The 23,429-nt window shown below is 63.3% G+C and carries 16 protein-coding genes and 1 tRNA gene; 6 read left to right on the forward strand and 11 right to left on the reverse strand.

The annotated features are described in order from the left end of the window. The first annotated feature begins 189 nt into the window (after nucleotides 1-189). Nucleotides 190-3,318 (forward strand): alpha-L-rhamnosidase, encoded by a 3,129-nt coding sequence (locus V8201_RS16170; protein WP_336545947.1) that lies wholly within the window; start codon nucleotides 190-192, stop codon nucleotides 3,316-3,318. Nucleotides 3,319-3,335: 17 nt separating this feature from the next. Here the strand turns inward: V8201_RS16170 and V8201_RS16175 are convergent, their stop codons facing one another. Beyond that, on the reverse strand, nucleotides 3,336-4,637 hold the full coding sequence (locus V8201_RS16175) for a CitMHS family transporter (protein ID WP_336545948.1): 1,302 nt from the start codon (nucleotides 4,635-4,637) through the stop codon (nucleotides 3,336-3,338). 429 nt (nucleotides 4,638-5,066) lie between these two features. Further along, nucleotides 5,067-5,906, reverse strand: a complete 840-nt coding sequence (locus V8201_RS16180; RefSeq protein WP_336545949.1) for a peptidylprolyl isomerase — start codon at nucleotides 5,904-5,906, stop codon at nucleotides 5,067-5,069. An 87-nt stretch (nucleotides 5,907-5,993) separates the two neighbouring features. On the opposite strand from V8201_RS16180, the gene V8201_RS16185 reads away from it, so the two are divergent. Then, nucleotides 5,994-6,084, forward strand: a tRNA-Ser gene (locus V8201_RS16185). A gap of 471 nt (nucleotides 6,085-6,555) precedes the next feature. Then, nucleotides 6,556-7,620 carry a hypothetical protein gene (locus V8201_RS16190; protein ID WP_336545950.1) on the forward strand — a complete coding sequence of 355 codons (1,065 nt, stop codon included), beginning with the start codon at nucleotides 6,556-6,558 and terminating at the stop codon, nucleotides 7,618-7,620. A 71-nt stretch (nucleotides 7,621-7,691) separates the two neighbouring features. Here the strand turns inward: V8201_RS16190 and V8201_RS16195 are convergent, their stop codons facing one another. The 9 genes from V8201_RS16195 to V8201_RS16235 form a co-directional block, all read right to left on the reverse strand. Continuing rightward, nucleotides 7,692-8,060: a DUF2628 domain-containing protein gene (locus tag V8201_RS16195; protein WP_336545951.1), complete on the reverse strand. Its 369-nt coding sequence runs from the start codon at nucleotides 8,058-8,060 to the stop codon at nucleotides 7,692-7,694. Beyond that, entirely contained in the window at nucleotides 8,051-8,410 is a 360-nt protein-coding gene (locus V8201_RS16200; protein ID WP_336545952.1) for a hypothetical protein, read from the reverse strand. The genes V8201_RS16195 and V8201_RS16200 overlap by 10 nt, the downstream gene beginning before the upstream one ends. Nucleotides 8,411-8,698: 288 nt before the next feature. Further along, nucleotides 8,699-10,312 (reverse strand): recombinase family protein, encoded by a 1,614-nt coding sequence (locus V8201_RS16205; RefSeq protein ID WP_336545953.1) that lies wholly within the window; start codon nucleotides 10,310-10,312, stop codon nucleotides 8,699-8,701. Further along, on the reverse strand, nucleotides 10,305-10,934 hold the full coding sequence (locus V8201_RS16210; protein WP_336545954.1) for a DUF2924 domain-containing protein: 630 nt from the start codon (nucleotides 10,932-10,934) through the stop codon (nucleotides 10,305-10,307). Before V8201_RS16210 ends, V8201_RS16205 begins: the two co-directional genes overlap by 8 nt. Next, nucleotides 10,931-12,421: an ADP-ribosylglycohydrolase family protein gene (locus V8201_RS16215; RefSeq protein ID WP_336545955.1), complete on the reverse strand. Its 1,491-nt coding sequence runs from the start codon at nucleotides 12,419-12,421 to the stop codon at nucleotides 10,931-10,933. The genes V8201_RS16210 and V8201_RS16215 overlap by 4 nt, the downstream gene beginning before the upstream one ends. Nucleotides 12,422-12,425: 4 nt before the next feature. Then, complete coding sequence (locus tag V8201_RS16220; RefSeq protein ID WP_336545956.1) at nucleotides 12,426-13,133, reverse strand: NUDIX hydrolase; 708 nt, start codon at nucleotides 13,131-13,133, stop codon at nucleotides 12,426-12,428. Nucleotides 13,134-13,185: 52 nt separating this feature from the next. Further along, the gene (locus V8201_RS16225) at nucleotides 13,186-13,713 is read right to left on the reverse strand and encodes a hypothetical protein (RefSeq protein ID WP_336545957.1); all 528 of its coding nucleotides are present in this window, start codon (nucleotides 13,711-13,713) and stop codon (nucleotides 13,186-13,188) included. A 364-nt stretch (nucleotides 13,714-14,077) separates the two neighbouring features. Continuing rightward, complete coding sequence (locus V8201_RS16230; protein WP_271299847.1) at nucleotides 14,078-15,790, reverse strand: alpha-L-fucosidase; 1,713 nt, start codon at nucleotides 15,788-15,790, stop codon at nucleotides 14,078-14,080. Beyond that, nucleotides 15,787-16,650, reverse strand: a complete 864-nt coding sequence (locus V8201_RS16235; RefSeq protein WP_336545958.1) for a GDSL-type esterase/lipase family protein — start codon at nucleotides 16,648-16,650, stop codon at nucleotides 15,787-15,789. Before V8201_RS16235 ends, V8201_RS16230 begins: the two co-directional genes overlap by 4 nt. Nucleotides 16,651-16,772: 122 nt before the next feature. Between V8201_RS16235 and V8201_RS16240 the strand changes: the two genes are divergently transcribed. From V8201_RS16240 to V8201_RS16245, 3 genes are all read left to right on the forward strand, one after another. Further along, entirely contained in the window at nucleotides 16,773-19,685 is a 2,913-nt protein-coding gene (locus V8201_RS16240) for a TonB-dependent receptor (RefSeq protein WP_336545959.1), read from the forward strand. A gap of 193 nt (nucleotides 19,686-19,878) precedes the next feature. Continuing rightward, on the forward strand, nucleotides 19,879-20,430 hold the full coding sequence (locus tag V8201_RS19055) for an IclR family transcriptional regulator (RefSeq protein WP_373276494.1): 552 nt from the start codon (nucleotides 19,879-19,881) through the stop codon (nucleotides 20,428-20,430). A gap of 1,294 nt (nucleotides 20,431-21,724) precedes the next feature. Further along, nucleotides 21,725-23,200 carry a glycosyltransferase family protein gene (locus tag V8201_RS16245; RefSeq protein ID WP_271299850.1) on the forward strand — a complete coding sequence of 492 codons (1,476 nt, stop codon included), beginning with the start codon at nucleotides 21,725-21,727 and terminating at the stop codon, nucleotides 23,198-23,200. The last annotated feature ends 229 nt before the right edge of the window (nucleotides 23,201-23,429 follow it).

Here is a 23,429-nt window from a genome sequence, read left to right on the forward strand (position 1 = left end):
GGTGGCAAACGATTGCTCATCGTTCTGGAGCGATCATCGCCGGGTGGACTTCGATCGATGAGATGGTATGTCTGTTTCGGATGTATATCGGTGCGCCGGCCGAGGGCGGCCGGGGGACGGACACCTGTCTGGGGGGGGAATACGCTTATGCCGAATCGGCGTTCCGTGCTGCTGGGGGGCGGTGCGGGTATGGCCTTGTGGCCGCTCGAGTCCGGGGCTCTCGCCGCGGCGACGACGCCGGACTGGGCGGTGGCGGCGTTGCTGGTCGACGGGCTCGTCGATCCGCTCGGGCTGCACAGCGCCCCGCCGCGGCTGTCGTGGCAGTTGCGCAGCGAACGGCGCGGCGCGCGGCAGACCGCCTGGCGCGTCGGCGTGGCGTCGAGCCGCATCGCCGCGGACCAGGGGCGGTTCGACCTGTGGGACAGCGGCCGGATCGCGGACGATCGCTGCTTCGACGTCGCTTATGCCGGAACGCCGCTCACTGCGCGGCAGCGGGTCTGGTGGCGGGTGACGGCCTGGGACGAGCGCGGCATCGCCGCGACCTCGCCGGTCGCCTGTTGGGAAATGGGGCTGCTCGCCGCGTCGGACTGGTCGGCGCAATGGCTGTCGGCGGAGACGGCGGCGCAGCGGCAGGACCGCGCGACCGGGCTCGGCTGGCGGGTCGGCCCGGCCGGCAAGGCGGGCGCGACGCAGGCGTTCCGGCTGCGCTTCACGCTGCCGCAGCCGGCGGAGCTGACCGCGCTGACCGCGTGCAGTGCCGGCAGCCGCATCTGGCTCGACGGCGAGGAGATCATCCCGCCCAAGCGCGGCGGCTGGGGCTCGCCGGGACCGCGCAGCGCGATCGCCTCCGCCGCGGCGGGACCGCATGCGCTGGTGATCGAGACCCGCAGCCGTGGCGAGACGCCGGTGCAGGCGGCGGCGCTGGTCCGCGCGACGCTCGCCGACGGCCGGACGCTGCGCTTCGACGGCACGACGCTGGACAGCGCGCTCGCGCCGCGCGGGGCGTGGCGCGCGGGCGGCGCGGACAGCGACTGGACGCCGACGAGCGCGGCCGCGGGACAGGCGGTGATGCCGGCGCGCGCGGCGACGCTGCTGCGCAAGCCGTTCCGCGTCGCCGGCCGTGTCGCCAGCGCGCGCCTCTACCTCACCGCGCTCGGCCTGTACGAGGCGGAGATCAACGGCAAGCGCCTCGATGCGGCGCTGCTCCGCCCCGAATTCAGCGACTATCGCAAACATTGCCTCTATTGCGTCGAGGATGTCGCCGACCTGCTGGTGCCCGGCGACAATGTCCTCGGCGTCCATGTCGCGGACGGCTGGTACGGCAGCTATATCTCGCCCGACGGCCGCTTCTCCTACGGCGAGCCGCCGCTGCGCCTCTTCGGCCAGCTCGAGATCCGCTACGCCGATGGCCGCGTCGCGTGCGTCGCGACCGGGCCGGGCTGGTCGGTCGCCGAATCGCCGATCACCAGCGCGACGATCTATGACGGCGAAGCCTATGATGCGCGCCGCGAACAGCCCGGCTGGAGCCGTCCCGGCTTTACGCCCGACGCGCGCTGGAGCGCGGCCGAGCCCGCCCCGCCCGCGACCGCGGCGCTGGTCGCGGCGACGGTGCCGCCGATCCGCCGCAAGCAGCAGTTGCGACCGCATGCGATCGTCCGCCTCGCCGATGGCGCCAGCGTCGTCGACTTCGGCCAGAATGTCGCCGGCTGGGTGCGCATCGCGCTCAGGAGCCGGCGCGGGCAGACGATCCGGCTGCGCTACGCGGAGCTGCTCAACCCCGACGGCAGCGTCGACCAGAGCAATTTGCGCGCGGCGGATGCGACCGATCATTATACCTTCGCCACCGACGGCGCGGTCGAACGCTACGAGCCGCGCTTCACCTATCACGGCTTCCGCTACGTCCAGATCGAAGGCGCGCGCCAGCCGGTCACCGCCGCGGACATCACCGGCATCGTCATCCGCACCGACCTGCCCGAAACCAGCGACCTGCAGCTGTCCGCCTATGTGCCGCAGCGGCTGTGGATCAACAGCCGGTGGAGCCAGCGCTCCAACTTCATGGGCATTCCGACCGACTGTCCGCAGCGCGACGAACGGCTCGGCTGGACCGGCGATGCGCATGTCTTCTGGGACGCGGCGAGCTTCAACATGGACACCGCCGCCTTCACCGCGCGCTTCATGCGCGACATGCGCGATGCCCAGCGCGACGACGGCGCCTATTCCGATATCGCCCCGGTCGCGCGCCGCGACCATTTCGCCGAGCCGGGCTCGTCGCCGGGCTGGGGCGACGCCGGGGTCGCGCTGCCGTGGACGGTATGGCAGCGCTATGGCGACACCAGCCTCATCGACCAGCATTGGGCGTCGATGACGCAGTTCCTCGAATCGATCCGGGCGAGCAATCCCGACCTCGTCTTGTCGCATGCGCGCGGCGTCGATTACGGCGACTGGCTCGCGCTCGACGCCAAGCAGCCGGGCGATCCGACCACGCCCAAGGACCTGATCGGCACCGCCTTCTGGAAGGCCGCCGCGGACCAGATGGCGGACATGGCGCGGGCAAGTGGCCGCACGGGCGAGGCGGCGCGTTACGCCGCGCTGGCGACCGATCTGGCGCGCGCGTTCCGCACCGCCTTCGTGCGCGGCGACGGCAGCATCGGCAACGGATCGCAGACCGGCTATATCCTCGCGCTGCGCTTCGACCTGCTCGACGCGGCGCAGCGCCGGCCGGCGGTTGCGCGGCTGGTCGCCGATATCCGGCGCCGCGGGACCTTGCTGTCGACAGGCTTCCTCGGCACGCCGTACAGCCTCGACGTGCTCGCCGATGCGGGCGAGGATGCGCTGGTCTACGACCTCTTGCTGCGCACCGACTTTCCGTCCTGGGGCTATATGATCGCCAAGGGCGCGACGACGACCTGGGAACGCTGGAACAGCGATGCCGGCGACCGGTCGATGAACTCGTTCAACCATTATGCGCTGGGCGCGGTGGTCGGCTTCCTGTTCCGGCGCGTCGCCGGCATCGCGCCGACCGCACCCGGCTTCCGCCGCTTCGTGGTGCGACCGGTGCTCGACCCGCGGATGGAGCGCGCGGGCGCGCGCTACGACTCGCGGCTCGGCCGGATCGAGACGCGCTGGCGCCGGCAGGGCAGTGCGGGGCTGAGCCTCGACCTGCTGGTCCCGCCGGGTGCCACCGCCGCCCTGTTCCTGCCGGGCGTGCCCGAGGCGGGAGCGGCTCCGTCGCGCTTCGCGCCGGTGGTCGACCGCGACGGCCGGCCGGGGATCGAGGTGCCGTCGGGCCGGTATGCCTTCCGCAGCGGGATCGGGTGACGGGCGCGGCTCATCGATCAGCCGGCGAGCGGAAAGGCCAGCACCGCCATGCCGACCAGCGTCATCACCACGCACACCAGGGCCGCGGGCACCAGGGTGAAGCGCTGGTGATCAGCGAGCTCGACGCCGGCAAGGCTGACGAGCAGATAGGTCGAGGGGACGAGGGGGCTGAGCATATGCACCGGCTGGCCCATCAGCGCCGCGCGGGCGATCGCCATCGGCGCGACGCCGTAATGCGCCCCCGCCTCGGCGAGAATCGGCAGCATGCCGAAATAGAAAGCGTCGTTCGAAATGAAGAAGGTGAAGGGCAGGCTGAGCGCCGCGGTGATCGGCGCCATATAGGGGCCGAGCGCCGACGGGATCAGCCCGACCACTGTCTTGCTCATCGCCGCGACCATCCCGGTCCCCGACAGGATGCCGGTGAAGATACCCGCCGCGAAGATCAGCGACACCACCGACAGGGCATTGCCGGCATGGGCGGTGATCCGCGCCTTCTGCTCGGCGACCTGGGGATAATTGACCAGCATCGCCACCGCGAAGGCGAGCATCATCAGCACCGACAGCGGCAACAGGCCGAGCACCAGCCCGGCGAGCAGCGCGATCGTCAGCGCGGCATTGAACCACCGGAGCCTGGGCCGGCGCGCCTCCGGCCATTGCGACACCGCCATCGCCAGCGCGTCGCCCGATTGGGGCTGGCGGACGATCCCGATCCGCGCGCGCTCGCGCCGCCCCAAAATCAGCGCGAGCGCGACCAGCGCGGCGAGGCCGGCGATCATGCCGGGGATCAGCGGCAGGAACAGCGCCGCCGGGTCGAGCTTGAGCGCGCTCGCCGCGCGCGCGGTCGGGCCGCCCCAGGGCGTCAGGTTCATGATGCCGCTGGTCGTCATCAGCAGGCAGCACAGGTACAGACGGTTCATGCCATAGCGGCGGTAGAGCGGCAGCATGGCGGCGATGGTGATGATATAGGCGGTCGAGCCGTCGCCATCGAGGCTGACGAGCGCGCAGAGCAGCACCGATCCGACCAGGATCCTGAGCGGATCGCCATGGACGAGGCGGAGCAGCCGGTTGACCAGCGGATCGAACAGCCCGGTATCGGTCATCGTCGAGAAGAACAGGATGGCGAACAGCAGCATGACGCCGGTCGGTGCGAGCGCGGTGATGCCGTCGATCATCATCGCGCCGACGCCGCTGGCGAAGCCGGCGATCAGCGCGAAGACGGTCGGCACGACGATCAGCGCGACGAGCGGCGTCATCCGCTTGGTCATGATGAGCGTCATGAAGGTGGCGACCATCAGGAAGCCGAGCAGGGCGAGGTTCATCGCAGGAAGGTCCGTCTTGGTGGAAGATCAGCGGGGCGCGCTATCGCCGCCAGGCTTCGTGGTGGGTGCGCCGCATCGTCGGTGCTACAGATGGCGCGGGGGCGACGGCCCGACCTTCCACGACGGGATCGGATCGGTCGCTTGTGGAACCGGCTGCGCCGCGATCGGCCGTGGGCGCAGAGGAGCATCGTGACGGGATCGGCCATGGTTCGAGATGATGCTTACGGCCGATCGGATGGGTCGACACGATGGCGCCCCGGTCTCGGGCACATCGCTGACGGTGGAGACGATCTCTCCCTTATAGGACGCGCCATGCTTGCGATGGTCTCGTCGGTGAGATTTCCGGCCTCGCGCGATCGACCATGCCGTGGGCCCGCAGTGTCGGACGAGGGGCACGGCCTGCCCGAAGGCATACGGAAGCGGCTGGCCTCAGCGCGCGCGACGGACCGCCGGCAGCACGTCGCACACCGCCGCCCCGCCCAGGCCGACCGTCGGCGCATCGGGATGTTCGCGCTTGGCGACGGCGGCGGCGAAGCGCGGATTGTCGGCGCGGCGATATTGGAAATGCGGTCGGCCGGCGGCCGGCATATCGCTGGCGAGCCGCACCGACACGATGCCGGTGCGCTCGGCCGGATCGGCATAGACACCCATCGGTGCGTCGCTGCGCGGCAGGGCCGACAGATAGCCCATGCCGTCGACGATTCGCCCGACGACGGTGTAATTGCGATCGAGCCGCCGCGCCGACTGGCCGATCGGCGTGAACAGCTCGGCGCCCGAGCCGGTGCTGGGCAGGGCATCGCGCGCGACGCCGACCATGCCATAGCAATGCGTCAGCCACGCCTGCCGCCCGTTGGTCGCGACCGGCCAGCCATCGGCGGTGATCCCGCTCGCGCTCGAATAGCTGTCCGCCTTGGCGAGGCGTACGGCGGGCTGGAAGCCGGCGATCTCGAATTCGGCGGCGGGGTGATCGGTGATCCCGGCGGGCAGCGGCTTTTTCTCGGTCGCATCGCCCCATTGCGCGACCCAATTTTCCTGCACGCGATAGACGCTCGCATCGTCCCACCAGCGCGCCCGCGCCAGCGCACGGATGTTGGCGACATGGGCCGGCGCGAAGGCGGGGGCGAGGCGGATGACGACCTGCTTGCCCGAGGCGAGCGTCATCACCAGCAGCTCGTCATCGGGGACCGCCTGCCAGTCCGCGTCGATCGGATCGGCGGGCGTGGCGGCAGCGGCTTGCAGCGGCGCGGCGGCGAGGAGCAGGCTGATCATGGCCGCAAGATTGGCGCAAGGCGACGGATCACGCAATCACTTGCGAGCCGGCCCGGGAGCGGCTAGGCGCGCTGTTCCAGGACATGCGGAGCGGTGGCCGAGTGGTCGAAGGCGCTCGCCTGGAAAGTGAGTATACGTCAAAAGCGTATCGAGGGTTCGAATCCCTCCCGCTCCGCCACACCGTCCACCGGTGTTTGAACTACCCTGAAATTTTCGCAATCTTCTAAGGGCGTTATGCCTGCTCTAAGGCGTCTATAGACGCCCTCATCCGCACCTTTGCCCCCTATGCGATCCGATCGCGTCTCCGGGTGCGTAGATCACCATTTTCAAAGCGCCTTATGACCGACTTCTGCCGGGGCACGACAAGCGTCGGTCGCATAGGATTTAGATTGGTGGTCACGAATTTATCGGAGTACTAAAAAAGGGAGGCGTCGGAGCGTCCCCCTGCGGGAGCGAAGTTTTGGGTCAGCGTAGCACCAGGCGCGGCAAGCCTCATTGCGAGGCCTTCCCGGCTCTCGACATTTTGCAGGCGCTGCGAAGCTGGCGTGCCGGCAACGGTAGGTGCGAATGGCGGAACGAGCGCGGCGTCTTGGTGGGGCGTGGGCAGCTTGTCGCCTTGGAGCAGGCGAGCGCCAGGTTTGCTTATCATATGGCTGGCAGCGCCAACATAGCTGCCAAAGATGACGTCCTGCATGTCGATATCACCGGCAGTCGAAGAAATCCGAACGTCGTTCGTCCAAGCTTTGTCTGCCTTGGATGTCAGGCGCCAACGCAGAAGCTCTTCTACGTAGCGGAGCGATGGGCGTGCAGAGGTTGCCATGATCTAGTCTACTTAACACAAAGACTTGGATCTGTAAACAAGCGTATCCACAACCGTGATGTTATGCTTGCTATGCTGCAAGAGGTCCCCCAGCAAGATCAGCGCAGACGCTGGTTTCATAACCAGCAACGGCACCTCGATCGCATCAACCGCGAACTTGCGCGCGAAGGGTTTACCTCGCTGCCACAGGAGTTGCTGTTTCGGACCTATGTAGATTGGCCCGCAACAGGCGTTGCAGCCGAGATCGACGAGGAGGCGAGGCAAGGCGCTCCGCGAGTCGACGACGTTGTTGCTGACAGCTCTGATGCAGGGTTGGCGTTTTTCCGACCTCTGCCACCGACATGTGAGTCGGTCACGCCTGGCGAGCTGATCGGCTCGCTGATCCTCGACCGTCCTCTCTCTCCATGGCTTACTCGCCATAAAGCTGACTGCGCGAGGCAGCTGGTGCGGGGTCTCAGGAAGGAGGCGGGTACTAAGGCCAGCATCACGGTCCGGGAGTTTGCCAATTTGCTTGCCGAGCGGCTGGTCACTCGGCCGCTGGTCATCACCAGCGCCTGGAGCGACGTGACATGCATAATTGGGGAGGCGGGCCGCCCTGAGTACGTCGTGACGGCAACCTATACCGGTGACCCAACGCTGTGGCGCGTTGGTCCCGGTACCAAGCCGTACAGGCGTGTCCTGCAGGCTGTGCTCGACGAGTATATCATCATGCTGCGGGTGCGACCCTCGCTGGAAGGGAGGTCAGACCCACACGCTGACCTCGAGTCGGCCCGTGACGAGGTCAGCTGCCGACTAGCGCGGGTCGAGGAAGCCCTCACCTTGTTCAACGGTTCGCGTCACGATTTGGCGCTTAGCTGGGTGAGGCACAATCTGCGCCGGCTACAGAGGGCATAACCTCATTTTTGTTGTTTTGGTGGGGATCGCCAGCAAGCTTCCACGAGGGCCGATGCCGGCGACCTGATCGTTTACGCCTCATCATCCTGTTGCCACGGATCGATCTCGTACCATCCGGCGCGCATATAGTGGTTCTGGAAGATATTCTGCGAGCGCACCGCGGCACTGATCCAGAATGCCGGCATGACGATGACCAGAAGGGGTGCGAAGACCATCACGGTGGCGACTATCACGACCAACATGATCAGTGCCTCACGCCAGAGGCCGCGGATTGCGAGGTAGAAGCCGCCGAACAGCAGTAGCCAAACCCAGGCAAGTGTCGGCACCGCTTCGCGCCAGCCGGTGGCCGGGTTCTCGTAGATGGCGGTGACACGCATTGGATCGAAGTAGCGCTGGCGGCGCTGCAACCGGCGGCCGCCCTGGTGCTCGCTCACAGACATGCGCGCACCTCCTCGACCCGGTGACGATCGTTATCGGACCATACCGTCTTGAATTGATGCATGACGAGGTGGGTGCCGGTCGGGGTCGGCGTTGTTTGCACCATAAGGAGCGGGAAATTGTCGCCCAGGACCAGCATGGCACCGGTCTCCCGCGGCACCGACTTTGGTGTAGCGCCGCCAAGCTTCAGCCAAGCGGCAGACACGCAGGTGATGATGGCAGTGCCATCGCGCGGACTGTCGGCGACCAAAACGGGCTCTCGCTTTTGCATGCCGTTGACCGACGTGGCCTGCATGCAGGCGCTCATCATCAATGGCAGCATAAGAGTGATGGTTCTTGTTCTATTGCTCATGAGACACTCCCCTATTGCGGGGCGCCTCGCGCAGCTTCGCCGATGGTCGCCCCTATGTTCCTCTCGGGGCGACGGCCAAAGCCGGATGTTGGAAACCTGGTGTACACACAGGCGCATGCGCCTTTACCGGCAAGCCGGCTGGACATGCGCGCATGCCACCCGGCCCCGAATTGCTTCGCGACCGAGTTTGTACATCGAGGTTTCCACGCCCCGCTCCTGCGTATCTCGGGAGCGGCACGGTGATCGTCTGACGTCTGAAAAGACGCAAGCGAAAACGACGCAAAAGCGTCAGTTTTGTGCGGCAAAGAGCGCGCGTTGCGCCGACCAATCCGCCGGCAGTGGCAGCATGTCGGTCAGGCGGGTGAGGGTCAGCCACGTTGGCTGACGCCCTTCAACGATGCGGGTGACGAGATCAGGCGCTAGGAAGCCTGCGCCGATATGCTGCCTGATGTAAGCAGGTGTCACTTCAGAAGCCTTTGCCACCCCATGAATGGAAGTCTGCCGGCCGCTGGTCAGCTCGCCCAGCCAGCCGCGCGCTTGCGCGATTATGGCGATAAGGCTGCTATCCGGCTTCGGGTTGCAGTGCCCTGGCACAACCAGGCTCAGCCGAGCTTTTGCCCGGCCAAGGGTGGCTTGCGTGACGATGCAGCCGGTCTTTCCGGCGAGGCCAAGCGGCTCTAGGCGGAAGGTGGTCGTAACGCCGGCTTCGGTGACGTCCGCCCGCTCGACCATATCACCAACCAGCTTGTGCTTCGCCGCTGTATCGTTGCCGGCGAGCCGCGTGGCCAGCGCGGCGGCTTTGGCAATGACTGTAGGGGATACGAGCTCCAAGCTAGGCAGTGCGGTGGCAAGGCGGGGAGGGGAGGCAAGCGTGTCTTGCAGCTCGCCAAGAACGAGGCTGTCGAGGTCACCCGACGGCACACGGGTCATGGCGGAGGCATAGTAGCAATAGCGACGGTTGGCCTTGCCGGTATGCGTCGCGGTCATCCTGTTGCCAGCAGCATCATGGACGAGCCCAGACAGGATCAGCCCCGACCCTGTCGACGTTGACCCAAGCGCCTTACGGCGGTTCGTCGCGAGGAGCTGCTGCACGGGATCATAAAGGTCAGCTGGGACGATGCGCTCGTGCTGCCCGGGGAAGCGCTTGCCCTTGTGGCCGATCTCCCCGGCGTAGATCGGATTGGCAAGGATGCTGTACAGCGAGCCCCGGCCAAGCTTGCTGCCGCCTGACGTCCGACCGCTGGCAGAGACACGCGACTTCGAGCGGATGCCCGCCGCGTCGGCAGCCGCGACAAGCGCATCGACGTTGCGGTGTTTGAGGTACATTCGAAACAGGTCGCGCACCTGCTCGGCTTCGGGAGCGTTGATGACGAGCAGGCGGTCGACGACGTCATAGCCAAGCGGCACGGCGCCACCCATCCACATGCCCTTGGCCTTTGAGGCGGCGATCTTGTCGCGGATGCGCTCGCCGGTCACCTCGCGTTCGAACTGGGCGAAGCTCAGCAGGACGTTGAGGGTCAGCCGGCCCATGCTCGTGGTGGTGTTGAACGCCTGTGTCACGCTGACGAATGAAACTTTGCGTGCATCAAAGCGGTCGACCATGCGAGCAAAGTCCGACAGTGCGCGGGTCAACCGGTCAACCTTGTAGACAACGACGGTGTCGATGAGCCCGGCTTCAACATCGGCAAGCAGCGCCTTCAGGCCCGGCCGTTCCATGCTGCCGCCAGAGAAGCCACCATCATCATAGGCGGTGGGGATGAGCTGCCAGCCTTCATGCTTCTGGCTGGCGATATAGGCCTCGCACGCCTCACGCTGCGCGTGCAGCGAGTTGAAGGACTGCTCCAGGCCTTCCTCGCTCGACTTGCGGGTATAGACCGCACAGCGGATCGTCGGCTCAGCCATGACGGCGAGGCTTTGGCGGATAGCTGCGGCGCTTCCTCAGACCAAAGAAGAGCAGGCCGTTCCAATGGGTGCCGGTGATATGCTTGGCGATTGCCGACAGTGAGCTGAATACGGCCCCTTCGTAGCGGAAGCCGCCTTCTTCGACGGCGACGATGTGGTTGCGGCCGCCGTACGCCTTGATGAGCTGGCTACCGGGCAGCAGCTGGCTCGCCGCTGGGGGGAGGGCGGTCGTGCGGGCGGCAGTGCGACTGCCTGAGGAGGAAGACGCCTTTTTCCGCAATGCCATTGTATCTGGCGGTGATATCGAACCGGCGACGTCAGCGCCGTCGATCATAGCCGGTGCCAAGCTGCTGGCTTTGTATAAAGCGGAGGTGCCACCCTTTTCAGCAAGACCCCGCCGTGCCAGCGCATGCTCGGCAGCAAGCTGGAGGTCGTGCGCGATGGCCGGCGAAACATCGCCATGCAGCATGGCCTGCTCACGCCATGCAACCGCCTGCTCGACCAAGTTCGGCAGTCGCTGAGGTGCCGGACACCCGAATAGTTCTGACCAGCGCGCACTGTTGTCCGATGCTCCGGAACTCAGCGGCCATGGTGCCGGCGTGGCCGGCATGGCCTTGCTCATTCTCCTTCGCCCGCAGCTATGAGCCGGTCCGCAGCGTCGCAGAGTCTTTTGCGCCAGGCGAGGCGCCCCAGCCAATGCTCCGGGATGGCGCTGGCACCGTAGAGCGCACCAGCAAGCTGCCCGGTGATGGCGGCAGTCGTGTCGGCGTCGTCGCCAAGGTTGGCAGCAAGCAGCACCGCATCGGCAAAGCTGGAGGTGCGAGCAACGCACCACAAAGCCGCTTCGAGCGAATGCGCGACATAGCCTGACGAGCGGATGTCGCGGCGCGGCTTGCCCCGCCAACTGCCTGCTACAATGGCGGCAATAGCGGGTGCATCGCTGCTCCGCTTTGCAGCCAGTACATCGTGACGTGCCATGCCTGAGAGTGCGTCAGCCAGCAGTTCGGCGTAGGCGACGCAGCCAGCGATGGCTTCCGGTGCGGCATGGGTGGTGCGGCTTTGCCGTGCGGCAACGTCGGCGAGCTTCGTGCGGTCGCGCCAGTGGCGCACGGCGATAGGAGCAAGGCGCATCAGCGAGCCATTGCCAGCGCTCATCGGATCATCGCTGCCGGCATAAGGGTCGAGATCCCGCTCGAAGCGCGCCAGCGCCTGCCGGGTGGTGACCCCGATATCGAAACAGCGACCGGTGCAGCTATATTCGCCCTCGCGCCACCAGCTGACGAAGCGGCTCATCAGATCACGGGCATCGAGGTCGGGCGCTTCACCGAGGCTGTCGGCAACCGCGAGCGCCATTGCCGTGTCATCGGTCCATTCGCCTGCGCGAAGCTTGAAGGGGCCGCCGCCGACCATATCAGACACCACCACGCCGCTATCGCGCCGGGCAAACTCCAGTGTTGTCCCAACTGCATCGCCCACTGCCAGTCCCAGCATCGCGCCAAGGCTGCGGTCGCGAATGCTGGCCGCCGAGCGATCTGGCTGCGCTTGCGGTAGCGGCGTTAGCGCCAGCACATAGGCTTCCTGTGCCTTGGTCTCGACCGCACCGGGGCGTACCCCACGAACGGCGGACAAAGCCGCGGCGGGTGACCAGCCAAGATCTACAAGCAGGCGCGAGGCAATTGTGCCTGCGCGGCCGAGACCGCCCTTGCAGTGCACCAGCACGTTGAAGCCAGCTCTCAGCTGGTCGCGAATGCCTGGTCCCATAGCAGCCCACGCCGTTTCAAATGCAGGTGAGGGCAAGGACACATCGCGGATGGGAAGGTGGTGCCACTCCATCGCGGCGGCCTGCACTGCTGTCCCCAACCCCGTAACGCCGAGGGCGGCTAGCTCGTGGTCCTCCACCAGCGTGATGACACTTGCGGCGCCCCAGTCAACGATAGCCGCAACATCAAGAGCAAGGTCGCGTGCCCAAGCGCCCGTGGCGCTATGCGGCTGCTGTTTGCCGGGGCAGAAGGTGATGCCAACGCTGCCAAGCCCCGGACCTGCGGCAACGATCGCAATCTGCAGAGGGTGAGACACGCTGGTACGCGCTTTGGCTGTCTGGCCGCGCATCGGTTTAGTCTGTGGCATGATCGCTTCTCCTTGCGCGATACAGTTCGGCCGGCCGAAAGCCCTTGCCGGTCTCCATCTCTCCGGTGGCTTCGAGGCGGCCGCTTTCGATGAGGCGTTTGCGAAACGCCGGCTTGTTCAGCGTCTGGCCACGAATAGCCTCGTGGAGCGCCTGCAATTCGCGCAGTGAGAAGGTGGCCGCGAGCAGGCCAAAGGCCCAGTCATCGCGGTCGAGGTCGCGGCGGAGATCCGACAGCGCGCGGGCGATGATGGCATCATGGTCGAAGGGCAAGGTGGCGCGGCGCCCGGCCGCGGTGCGCACGCTGCCACCGGTGATGGCGAGTAGCTCGCATCCGCCAAGCGAGTCGCAGGCTGCCGCCATGGCCTCAGCATTAACCACGGCCATGTAGCCGATGCTGACGATGCGCATGCGCGGATCACGGTCGACCGCGCCAAAGGCATGGAACTGCCGCACTGGCGCATCGAGACCCGCCTTGTCGCGCAAGGCCCGCTGAGCCGCTACGCCGAGCTCCTCATCCGCACGCACAAAGGTGCCAGGGAGGGCCAAACGGCCGCGCGCGGGCTGTTCGGCACGCTTGTTGAGCAGAACGTGAAGCGCGCCGTTGGCGAACGTGAGGGGTGCGACGTCGACCGCAACCGCCAGGGGCGGGAAGGCGGCCGGGTCGTAGTTTGCGAGGAAGGTGGCGTCATCCATACCGACGTTAGTTAGACGTCTATAGGATATACGTCAATAACGTCTAAGGGTACTAATATGACTGGATTTTGGCCCAGATCCGCTTCTCCAACGCGATATCGTATGCATGGACAATGGACCGGAACTCCCGCAGTGGCTCTTGAATCCGCAATAATTCAGCTGCGATTTCACGGGCATACTCCCGTCCATCTAGATCCGGCAGAAACGTCTGTAGGTGCAGGGCCCGTTTTGTGACACGCCCCCGAAAAGCGAAATCATAGTTTTCTTCGGGACGTAACTGCAAAAGCAGCTGGCTGCCTGTAAACGGAACGTGGGCGCTTGCTCGGTGGCCCGATACGCGTTCTCCGTTCTTCACATAGGAGGTTTGTCTATCCTCTATGGTGATGCTGCGGAGCGGGTCCAGTTGTACAGGGACTAAGCTGAAGCGGGGTCGCAAGCGGCTGAATAGCGAACTTTGCGTCAGCGAATTATCACGCGCGAGTTCCACTGTGCAGGCCTCGTGCAACGATAACTCAAGGTTGTCCCAGAACCGCTTGAAGCGGCGGCCGCCGCTGAAAAGCTTGATGATCGAACCTGCCATTGTGCCGGCATAGGGGACGCTAAAAGCGGTGCGCAAGCGGGGACGGGACGTCGCGTTTTGGGTGGGAAGCGGCCGGGCCGCTTTCGGGCGGCAAGTGCCAGAACCGGACGATTGTTCAGGTGATAGGGCAGGGGGCTCGAACGTCCATGCGTGGTAGTAAGCGGCCCGTCGACCACAAATAGGGTTGGGCGCTGCTTGGGGCCTCCTAGTGAACTGCGGTTCACCTGCTTCCGCCAACGAGTGGCCGAACAGGAGATTTGTCGCGAAGGAGCATCGAGCCGCAGCGATCATTTTCAAGTATCGACGCACACGTTCGAACGAAGAGGTTAAACTCCGCCAACGTCCAAGGATTGAAAGGTAACTCTTATGAAGCCGCATCCCTCGGTCGATTAACCAACCCGCTGCCGTTCACGATCAGCGCCAATCCGATCGGCGTTCGCAGGCCGGCAGGAAGCGAGACTTCGAGAACGTCTTCCATCCGGCGAAAAGACAGCGCCGGGCCACCGGGTAGCGAGACGCGTTCCACGCTTCCTCGAGCGACCGGGTTCGAGCTGCCTAACAGCGTCATGCGGACGACTCCGTCGTCTGGCCAACCCAACACCAGCGCATGCAAGGCATTGCCCTTGCGGACATACCGGATGTCCTTGGCCGTATAGCTGCTATCCCGTCCACCTTCAGATAAGGCCCCGCTCCCAGGTCCGGTTGAACCTTCGGCGTGGATGCGCCAGGGCCGGCTGCCGTAGATCGCGTCACCGTAACGACGCATCCAAATACCAACCTCCTCGACGATCTCCCGCTCCTTTGCGTCGATCGTGCCGTCGCCACGAATTGGCACGCTGAGCATCAGATTACCGTTTTTTGAGACGACATCACAAAGCGTATGAATGACCTTTGCCGGGGTCTTGTAACGATCTTCACGGAGGTACTGCTCGCCGTAGAACCAGTTGCCGAGGCAGGTTTCCGTCTGCCACGGATATGGATCGATGAAGCTCTTCTGACCACGCTCCACAACGTCGACCAAGCCCATCCGTCGCTGGGGCGGCGTTTCCTTCGCGGTGCAGACACCTTCCAGGCGACCACCGTTGCGCTGCATGTTTTGATTGTAGAAGTAGGCTGCGATATCGAGACCGGCCTGCCCAAGCGGTAGATCGTGATTGTCAAAGTAGAGCATGTCGGGCTCATAGCGGTCGATCAGTTCGCGGCATCGAAGTAGCCAACGGCTGACGAAAGCCGGATCAGGCGAAGGCCCTTCGTTCCAGAGGCCATCGGTGGCAGCATGCCAAGCGTTGGCTTCGGCAAGGGAGCCGATGCCATCGGGCATCTGCATCGAGGCGCCACCGTAGAGGTGTTGCGGATCCAGCCCATTCCACCATGTGCCTCGACCATTTGCCAACGTGAGGCGTGCCGCATCGTAACGTTGGCCACGTCGAGGCCCTTCAGGGTCGTACCCATAAGCAGGCTGGTTCCAGTGCCAGGCATGCGCGGAGTGATTGGACACCGCAAAGCGCAGGCCGCGTTCCCGAGCTAACCCCGCCCATGTGCCGACGATATCCCTCTTCGGACCGATGCGTGTGGAATTCCATCCATGGTGGGATGAGGCGAAGCAGTCCAAATTGTCATGATGGTTCGCCAGCGCCATGAAGTAACGCGCGCCTGCGCGCTTGTAGAGGTCGAGTAATTCCGCCGGGTCCCAGCGCTCCGCCTTCCACGCGTTTTGGATTTCCATGAAGCCGCGGTCTGCAGGGTGGCCATAATGTTTTAGATGATGTTGGTATGAGGGATGGCCTTGCAGGTACATGTCACGGGCGTACCAGTCGTCACCGGCAGCAGGCACGGACGCCGCCCCCCAATGTGCCCATATTCCGAATTTTGCGTCCCGGAACCAGTCTGGCGCCGTGTAGCCAGACGTTAGCGATGCCCAATCGCCAGTGAAACTTCGAGGCGCCGGCACGTTCATTGGCCGCAACGCTGCATCGGCCGAAGGCGTCGCGCGGGGGTTAGAAACGGCACTGGCGGTTTGGCGAAATCCCAACGCGGCGCTTCCCGCCAACAGGGTACGGCGATCGATAGACGTCATTGTGTCTTCCTTAGCGCCTGCGCAATGGCGGCTGCGGCGATCGGCGTCATGCGCGCGTAGCCATTATCGAGAGGGTGGACGCCATCGTTCGTGTAGCGCGCCGCCATCAAGCCGCGCTTGTCGACTAGCGCGGCATAGTAGTCGGCAAAGGCATAACCACGCCGTGCGCAAAATGCCCTCAGCCATGCGTTAAGCACACGCAGCTCGGCTGGATTGCGCTCCTTGACAACGTTTCGCGCAGCTTCGGTGTAGTCGTTGACCGGCAGGAGGGCACCGAAAACGACTGCAATGCGGTGCTGATCGGCAAGATCAGCCATAGCTTCCCAATTCGCCTCGATCTGGTCCGGCCGCTCCTGCTGCAGGAAGCCTTGCACGTCATTGATGCCGGCGAGGATAACCACCACGGTAGGATGCAGCGCGATGACATCCTGATGGAATCGCAGAAGCATCTGCGAGGTCACCTGGCTCCCGATGCCGCGGTTGATGTATCCCTTTCCCGGAAAGCTCGAAGCCAAATTCCAACGATCGGTGATAGAATCGCCGATAAAGACGACGCGTTGCTCGCCAGCATGCGGCGGTGGAAGCGCGGCATTGGCCTCGCGATAGATGTAGCGCTCGCCAAAGTCCTGCATCAGCACCGGGACTAGCTTAGCACGAAACGGCCCGAGCCACGGTCCCCAATCGCGCTCCGCCGCCGTGCGCCGCTCCGGTGAGCTTTTGTATGACGTTTCCGACGCTAGTGCCGGCAAGGCCGTGACTGCGTGCAGGCTGATCAATGCCGCTGTGGCGGTCTTAATACAGCTTAATTTCAACGACATGTTCGGAACGAACCTTCTCTCGATGTCGGCTGGCAAGCTCATGCTTCACGGTCTTTCGAATGATGCACCAATAAAAGCTCTTTTCATATTTCATAATGTCGTACATATGTCTATCGCGATTGCAGTGCTTCGTACCAGGGGCCGATGCTCAGGAGAGGGATGTGATGAAGAGATTGGTTGCCGCACGCCGTTTACGCCGCCTCCAGCTGGCGACCGGAGCCTCAGCAGCTGCTGTGCTGATCGGCATGGCGACACCCGTATTCGCTCAGGCCACGTCTTCGACGCCTGTTGGAACACCAACCCAAGCAACGGACGCTGCGGCTCAGAGCGCCACCGTTTCTCCTAGCGGCGATCAGGGTGTCGCCGACCAGCAGGCTGGTAGCGGCGTGCCGGATGACGACATCGTCGTAACCGGCGTTCGCGCAAGCTTGCAGAGCGCACAGAACATCAAGCGCAACGCCGACCAGATCGTCGACTCGATCGTTGCCGAGGACATCGGCAAATTGCCCGATCGCAACGTCGCCGAAGCGTTGCAGCGTGTCACGGGCGTGCAGATCCAGCGCAGCTACGGCGAGGGCAGCTCTGTAGCGATCCGCGGCCTCAGCCAAGTCCGCACCGAGATCAATGGCCGGGACATCTTCACCGCAAGCGGCGGCCGATCGCTCAGCCTCGAGGATGTTCCTTCCGAGCTTCTCGCCGGCGTCGACGTCTACAAGAACCCGTCAGCTGAGTTGATTGAAGGGGGCATTGGTGGCCTGATCAACCTGCGCACGCGCAAGCCGTTCGACTTCGACGGCTTCAAGCTCTCCGCCTCGGGAGGGGTGAACTACTACGATCTGTACGGCGTCAGCAAACCCCAGGCCAATCTGCTCGTCTCCGATCGGTGGAACACCGGCATCGGAGAGATTGGCGTGCTGGTCGATGTCGCGTTCCAGCAGACGGCCTTCCGTCAGGATCAGATCTCGAGTCAGCCGTTCTACCTGCTCAACGAAGCACGCAACGCGGACGGCACTTTCGTGAACCCCGTTGATGCGGCGACAGCGGCGGGCTTGGGCCGGACGGGCAAGCCCACGTATCTGTCGCACGGAGTTGGCATCGGAGAATACCTGGGCGACCGACGGCGCCTGGGCGTCGACGTCGCCCTGCAATGGAAGCCTACGGACACGCTGCAATTCACGGGCGAGTACATCCGTTCTGACTACAAGTTCCGTTATGCTGACTACAGCTACTTCGCCTATACCGGCGATAATCCCATTACTCCGGACTTCACCAAGCCGTTCACCTATGACGAGGACGGCAACTTCCGCAGCGGAACCTTTGTTAACGTTCCGACCAACGCTAATACCAGTCTGGAAACCCGTCACTCGGTAACGAGCGACTACTCGCTGAACGCGAAGTGGACTCCTTCCGATCGCCTCACGATCAATGGCGATTTTCAATATATCCGCGGCACGACCGACGGACAGCGTTCGATCGTTATCCTCGGCTCGACCGCGGAAAGCTTGTTCCTGGCGACCGGTGACGGCGTCCCGACGATGCTAATTTCGCCGGACACCAACGCTGCGAATGGCAACGGCCTGATTACCGATCCCGCCAACTATGCTTCAGGTGCGGGCTATCTGGATCATATCGAGCACTCGGTAGGCACCGAGTACGCCGGGCGCCTTGATGCGAAGTACACCTTCGACGGCTTCCTGAAGTCGATTTCAGCCGGCCTCCGCTACACCGACCGATCGGCGGTGACGGACAGCAGCACCTACGCCTATTACGGTTTGACCCGCCCGCTTGCATCGTCGCTCTATGAACTGCGCCCCTTCCGCGGCGAAGTGTATCGCGGCTACCAAGGTGTGCCGGATGGCGCGATCTTCTTCGATCGTAACATCGTTCTCGACTACGATGCCACGCGCGCGGCGCTTGCCCCATATGTTGATCCGTCGCAGACCCAGGCCCTCCTTAACGGCGTCGGTTATCAGCCGAGCGATCGCAATACCCAAAGCGAGAAGACGTATACCGCCTATGGCGTGGCACGATTCGGCACGAGCGACTTTGCCGTGCCGTTCGACGGGAACATCGGGCTTCGTGTCGTGAAGACGAAGGTCGGGACCTCGGGTTTCGAAAGCCGCTCGCCTCAGGTGCAGACCGGCGTTGATGCGACGACTGGTCAGCCGATCTTCGGCAATGGTCCGGTGTCATTCGTTCCTATCTCGGTCAACTCGGATTACACTAAGTTCCTGCCAAGCGTGAACCTCACTTTCCATCTTACCGACAAGCTGCAGCTTCGCTTGGCGGGGTCGAAAGCGCTCACCCGTCCTGATTTTACCCAGCTGAACCCGAACGTCTCGATCAACGAATTCGTGGCCACTGGCGGCCAGCGCGTAGCGACGTCAGGTAATGCGAATCTGAAGCCTCTGACGGCGACCCAATTCGATGCCTCACTCGAGTACTACTTCTCGCGAACTGGATCCCTGTACGCTGCCGGCTTTTACAAGAAGGTCGATGGCTTCATAGCCAACATAACGGGCCCCGAGAGCTACAGCTTCGGAAGCAATACGTACACGTATCAGGTCACTCGGCCTGTCAACGGTGATAACGGTAAGATTAAGGGCTTTGAAATCGGCGCGAACAGTTTCTTCGACTTTCTGCCGGGGTGGCTCTCGGGGTTTGGAACACAGGCCAACTTCACCTTCGTCGACAGCAAGGCGCCAAGCCCGGGCGCAACCGACACGTCCGGAAACCGCCTGCTGGTCCCGCTCGAGCAACTGTCAAAGTACAGCTACAACTTAATCGGCTTCTACGATCGCGGGCCTTTGTCGGCACGTGCCGCCTACAATTGGCGAAGCAAGTACGTCGTAACTACGGCGGGGAACGGCAGTGGCAACCTCCCAATTTTTAACGCGGCGAGGGGCCAGCTCGATGCCTCGGTGACTTACACTGTAGCACCACATTTTGCGCTGACGGTGGACGGCACGAACCTGACCAACACCACAAACCGGACGTATTATGGCATTGCGAGCCGTCCTCAGTCTTACGTGTTGAACGATCGACGAATCAGCGTGATCGCACGCCTGACTTATTGACCGGGCTGTCTCCTCGGGTCGGGCACTCACGTCCGACCCGAACCGGGCTATCGACTTCGCTGGAGTAAGCAGTTGCATTGCGCACCGAAAATGCATTGTTTATCGTTGATTGTAATTCTGTAGCGTCGCCTGCTGCTGTGTGGCCGGCAAACTCCTTTTATTGTGAGCTTGATTAAAGCTTGTATCGCGACTTATGATTAGGCAACCCCTCTACAAAGCGCCGGCTCTAACTAAGGGCCTAGAGATCTTGGAATTTTTATCGCTGGCCCGCGATGAGCTGAATGCGGAGGAAATATCGACCGGCCTAGGGCGATCAGTCGGTGAGATATACCGAATGCTACAGGTTCTCGAAGAGCTTGGTTACATATCAAGGAATGACAATAAATTTAGTATAACGAACCGCCTCCACGTCATAAGTATGGGGTGGCCTCCTATCCGCAACTTGGTAGCGGCTGCCCTTCCAATAATGCGTAATGTTTCTTCCATGTCCCGGCAGAGTTGTCACTTGGCGGTTGAATCGGGCGTAGAGATGGTCGTTATCGCGGGCGTAGAGGCGCCGGGCTTTTTCGGGTTTGCTGTGCGCCCTGGTTATCGGCAGCCGCTTCATCGCTCCTCGTCAGGCCGAATTCTGCTCGCATTCCAGTCTCTAGACGCACGGCAGCTGATGATTGACGAGATCCGTGAGTCGGGCCAACCTATTGATGATGATGCTCTGGGGAAAGAACTAAACAAAATCTCTCGATAGGGAGGCAGTGTAACACCTAGCCCAATCTTCACTGGTATCACTGATCTTGCGGTCCCGATCTATATCGCAGGGCAGGTTTGCGCGGCGCTCACTGTTCCATTCATTGATGGACCTGGAGCGCACACAAACCTAGCCTCTGTACGGACACTGATATCATCTGCAGCGATGAATATATCTAATCAGGTAGGGTTGGCCGCCTCGAGTGGTGGGTCGGCGCCATGAATCTTGCCACCTTAGGCGGTACATGAGAGTTGTCGGGTCGAGATATTTCTTCTTAACATACAGGGCAGCCCCTTTCGTCTGGTGGGGGCGCACTTACTTTAACGGATTACTATTCACAAATGTGAATTATTCTACACTTCTGGGTGGAAAGCCGCCCGTCCGCGTTCAGGCGACGGCCGCGAGATAGCGGACATTTGTTCAGACTGCAGGGCAGGGGGCTCGAACGCCTCTGCGGGTGGGGAGCGGCCAGCCCGCTTTCAGGCGTCGATCACGGAAAGCGCGATTGCCACTTCCGAACGCTACATGCGGCGGCTGCCGTCCATCCAAGTGGCTCAACCCGCTGATTAATGCAGGAGCGGTTACAAAGAGCAACAGAGTCGACAGCGTCTCGAGCTGAGTTCCGCCCAAGGCATTTAACGCAAAAGGCGGCACTCGCATCCGGCCATCGGCTGCTCGCGCGGTGGAGGCCTGACCAAAATACAAGCTTACACGAAGGTCATCGAACGTCCGTATGCCCAGATGCTCATAATTAGCAATGTCTGCGTCATGAAGCGGCGCCGATCGTAGTCGACCGTGCTGCTCACATACGCAGGCGAAGGCTATGACGCAACCGGCGTGGCGCTGCTTCGAAACACCGTTGCGGTTCTCTTGCTTCCTGGCCGATGCAGGCGCGAGGCGTTACCGCCACAATAAGAAACGATACGATAATTAGTACCTTCTAGAAACGCCTTCTGCCGCCTCGAACAATATCGTAGCGTCGCTGAACGCTAAGACGAACTCGCCGGCAGCTCTCTCTCTCTCTCTCTCTCTCTCTCTCTCTCTCTTCGGGCATTGCGTTTGCCATGCCCGCGTAATTCGATTTTGAATGAATTTTAGACACCGATCCAGCCTGATGCAGGCTATCTGTTGATGCGCCTACGATCATGGTTTGAAGGAACCGCTGTCCCGCAGCTGAGCGGGGCTGATATAAGGCTTTTCTCCACTCTTGGCCGGTACGCTCCGCCGCATGACTTTCCGCCTTATCGGATCAACACCGCCCGCCCGCCCATGGTACCGGTTTGCGGCGGGGCCGTTGCCGTGGCTGCTGTTGCTCGCCGCTGTGCTGCGGACGATCATGGCGTTCCGACCGGGCTTTCATCATCCAGACGCCATTTATCAATATCTTGAGCCCGCACACCGGATTTTGACAGGCGATGGTGCGGTGACGTGGGAATGGCGCGTTGGCATGCGCAGCTGGCTGCTACCGACGTTGCTGGTCCCGCCGATGACGTTGGGTGAAGCATTAGGGCCGGCGGGACCCTGGCCGGTTGCCATGCCACGCCTGGCGATGGGGGCTGCCTCGCTGTCGATCGTCTGGTCGGCATGGCGGCTCGGCCATCGCCACTCGCCCTTCGCCGGATTGCTCGCCGGCTTCGTCGCGGCGACCTGGTTCGAGTTTTTAGACCTTGGCGTGCAGACGCTTGCCGAACCGGCCGCGACCGCCGCCTTGCTGCCCGCTGCCGTGCTCGTCACCGCCGCTCGCCCGAGCCGGCGCGGTGCGGCGATCGCAGGATCACTGCTAACGTTGGCGGTGCTGATGCGACCGCATTATGCACCGGCCGTCGCCACGCTCGTCCTCGTCGCATGGTGGCCGTGGCGGACCGAGCCCGTCGCCTGGAGCCTTTGGGGCGCATTGATTGCTGGCGCGCTGGCGAGCGCTATCGTGGGCGCCGGTATCGACATGGCGAACGGCGCTCCCCCCTTCTCCTGGATCGTCGAGAACGTCCGCCAGAACATCGTCAGCGGTGTCGCGGCGCGGTACGGCGTGTCGCCGCCGCTGACCTATGTCACCTGGCTGTTGCAGATGTGGCTGGTTTGCGCGATCCCGCTCGCCATAGGCTTGCGCACTGGCTGGCGTGCCTGCCCGCCGCTGCTCGGGGCGGCCGCAGTGACTATCGCCGTCCATATGCTGATTGGACACAAGGAATATCGTTTTATTTATCTGGCCGTGGTGACGATCGTCATCCTTTCGGCGATCGGGTGGTGCGACATCATCGATCACGCCGTAGCCCGCTGGGGAGAGCGGGAGCGGCCGCAGCTCCGCATCGCCCTTATTGCGGGGTGGGGCATCGCCTCTGTGTTGCTGGCGTTCGGCCCGGTCGCGCAGGCGCACCGTCGACAAGGCGGACCGGGATCCCGGATATTCGCCATGCTGCGTGATGATCCGCGAACCTGCGGCGTCGCCTTGGTCTATGGCGCAAGCTATGCCGACGTGCCGGGCACCACCGGTTTGCGGCCGGTTACTCCGCTCGGACTGTTCTGGTTCGCCGATCCTGCCGCACACGGCGCCACCCCCTGGCAAAGCGTGGCCCGCAACCAATCAGGATACAACCGCATCGTCGGCTCGATACCCAAAACGGGTACGCCCCCACGTGACTATCGCGAGGTCTATTGCGAACCAGCTAGCGACGTCATCGGCATGTGCCTCTATGCCCGCCCGGGTGGCTGCACCTCAACACAGGGTTCGCCGTTCCGGCTCAACCGCGTCCTCGCCCGGATGGTGTTCTGATGCTGGGAATGAGGTCTTAGCCCGCGAATCGCGTGGACACACCCTGACGACCTGAGCGCGAGAAGTGCTTCGGTGATCTGATGAGGCACTTAGGATCGCATTTAAACGGTGAGAAGTGCCTACCCACTCGTTGTTTCCGCCGATCGTCAGGATTGACGTGACCCCTGTCTTTCATCCAGCTGCGACCAGAGACCGACGGGTGTTGTCGCGCATGAGCGCAGGTGAAGCA

Origin of the sequence: Sphingomonas kyungheensis, from assembly GCF_037120395.1 — a bacterium.
Classification (GTDB): domain Bacteria; phylum Pseudomonadota; class Alphaproteobacteria; order Sphingomonadales; family Sphingomonadaceae; genus Sphingomonas; species Sphingomonas kyungheensis.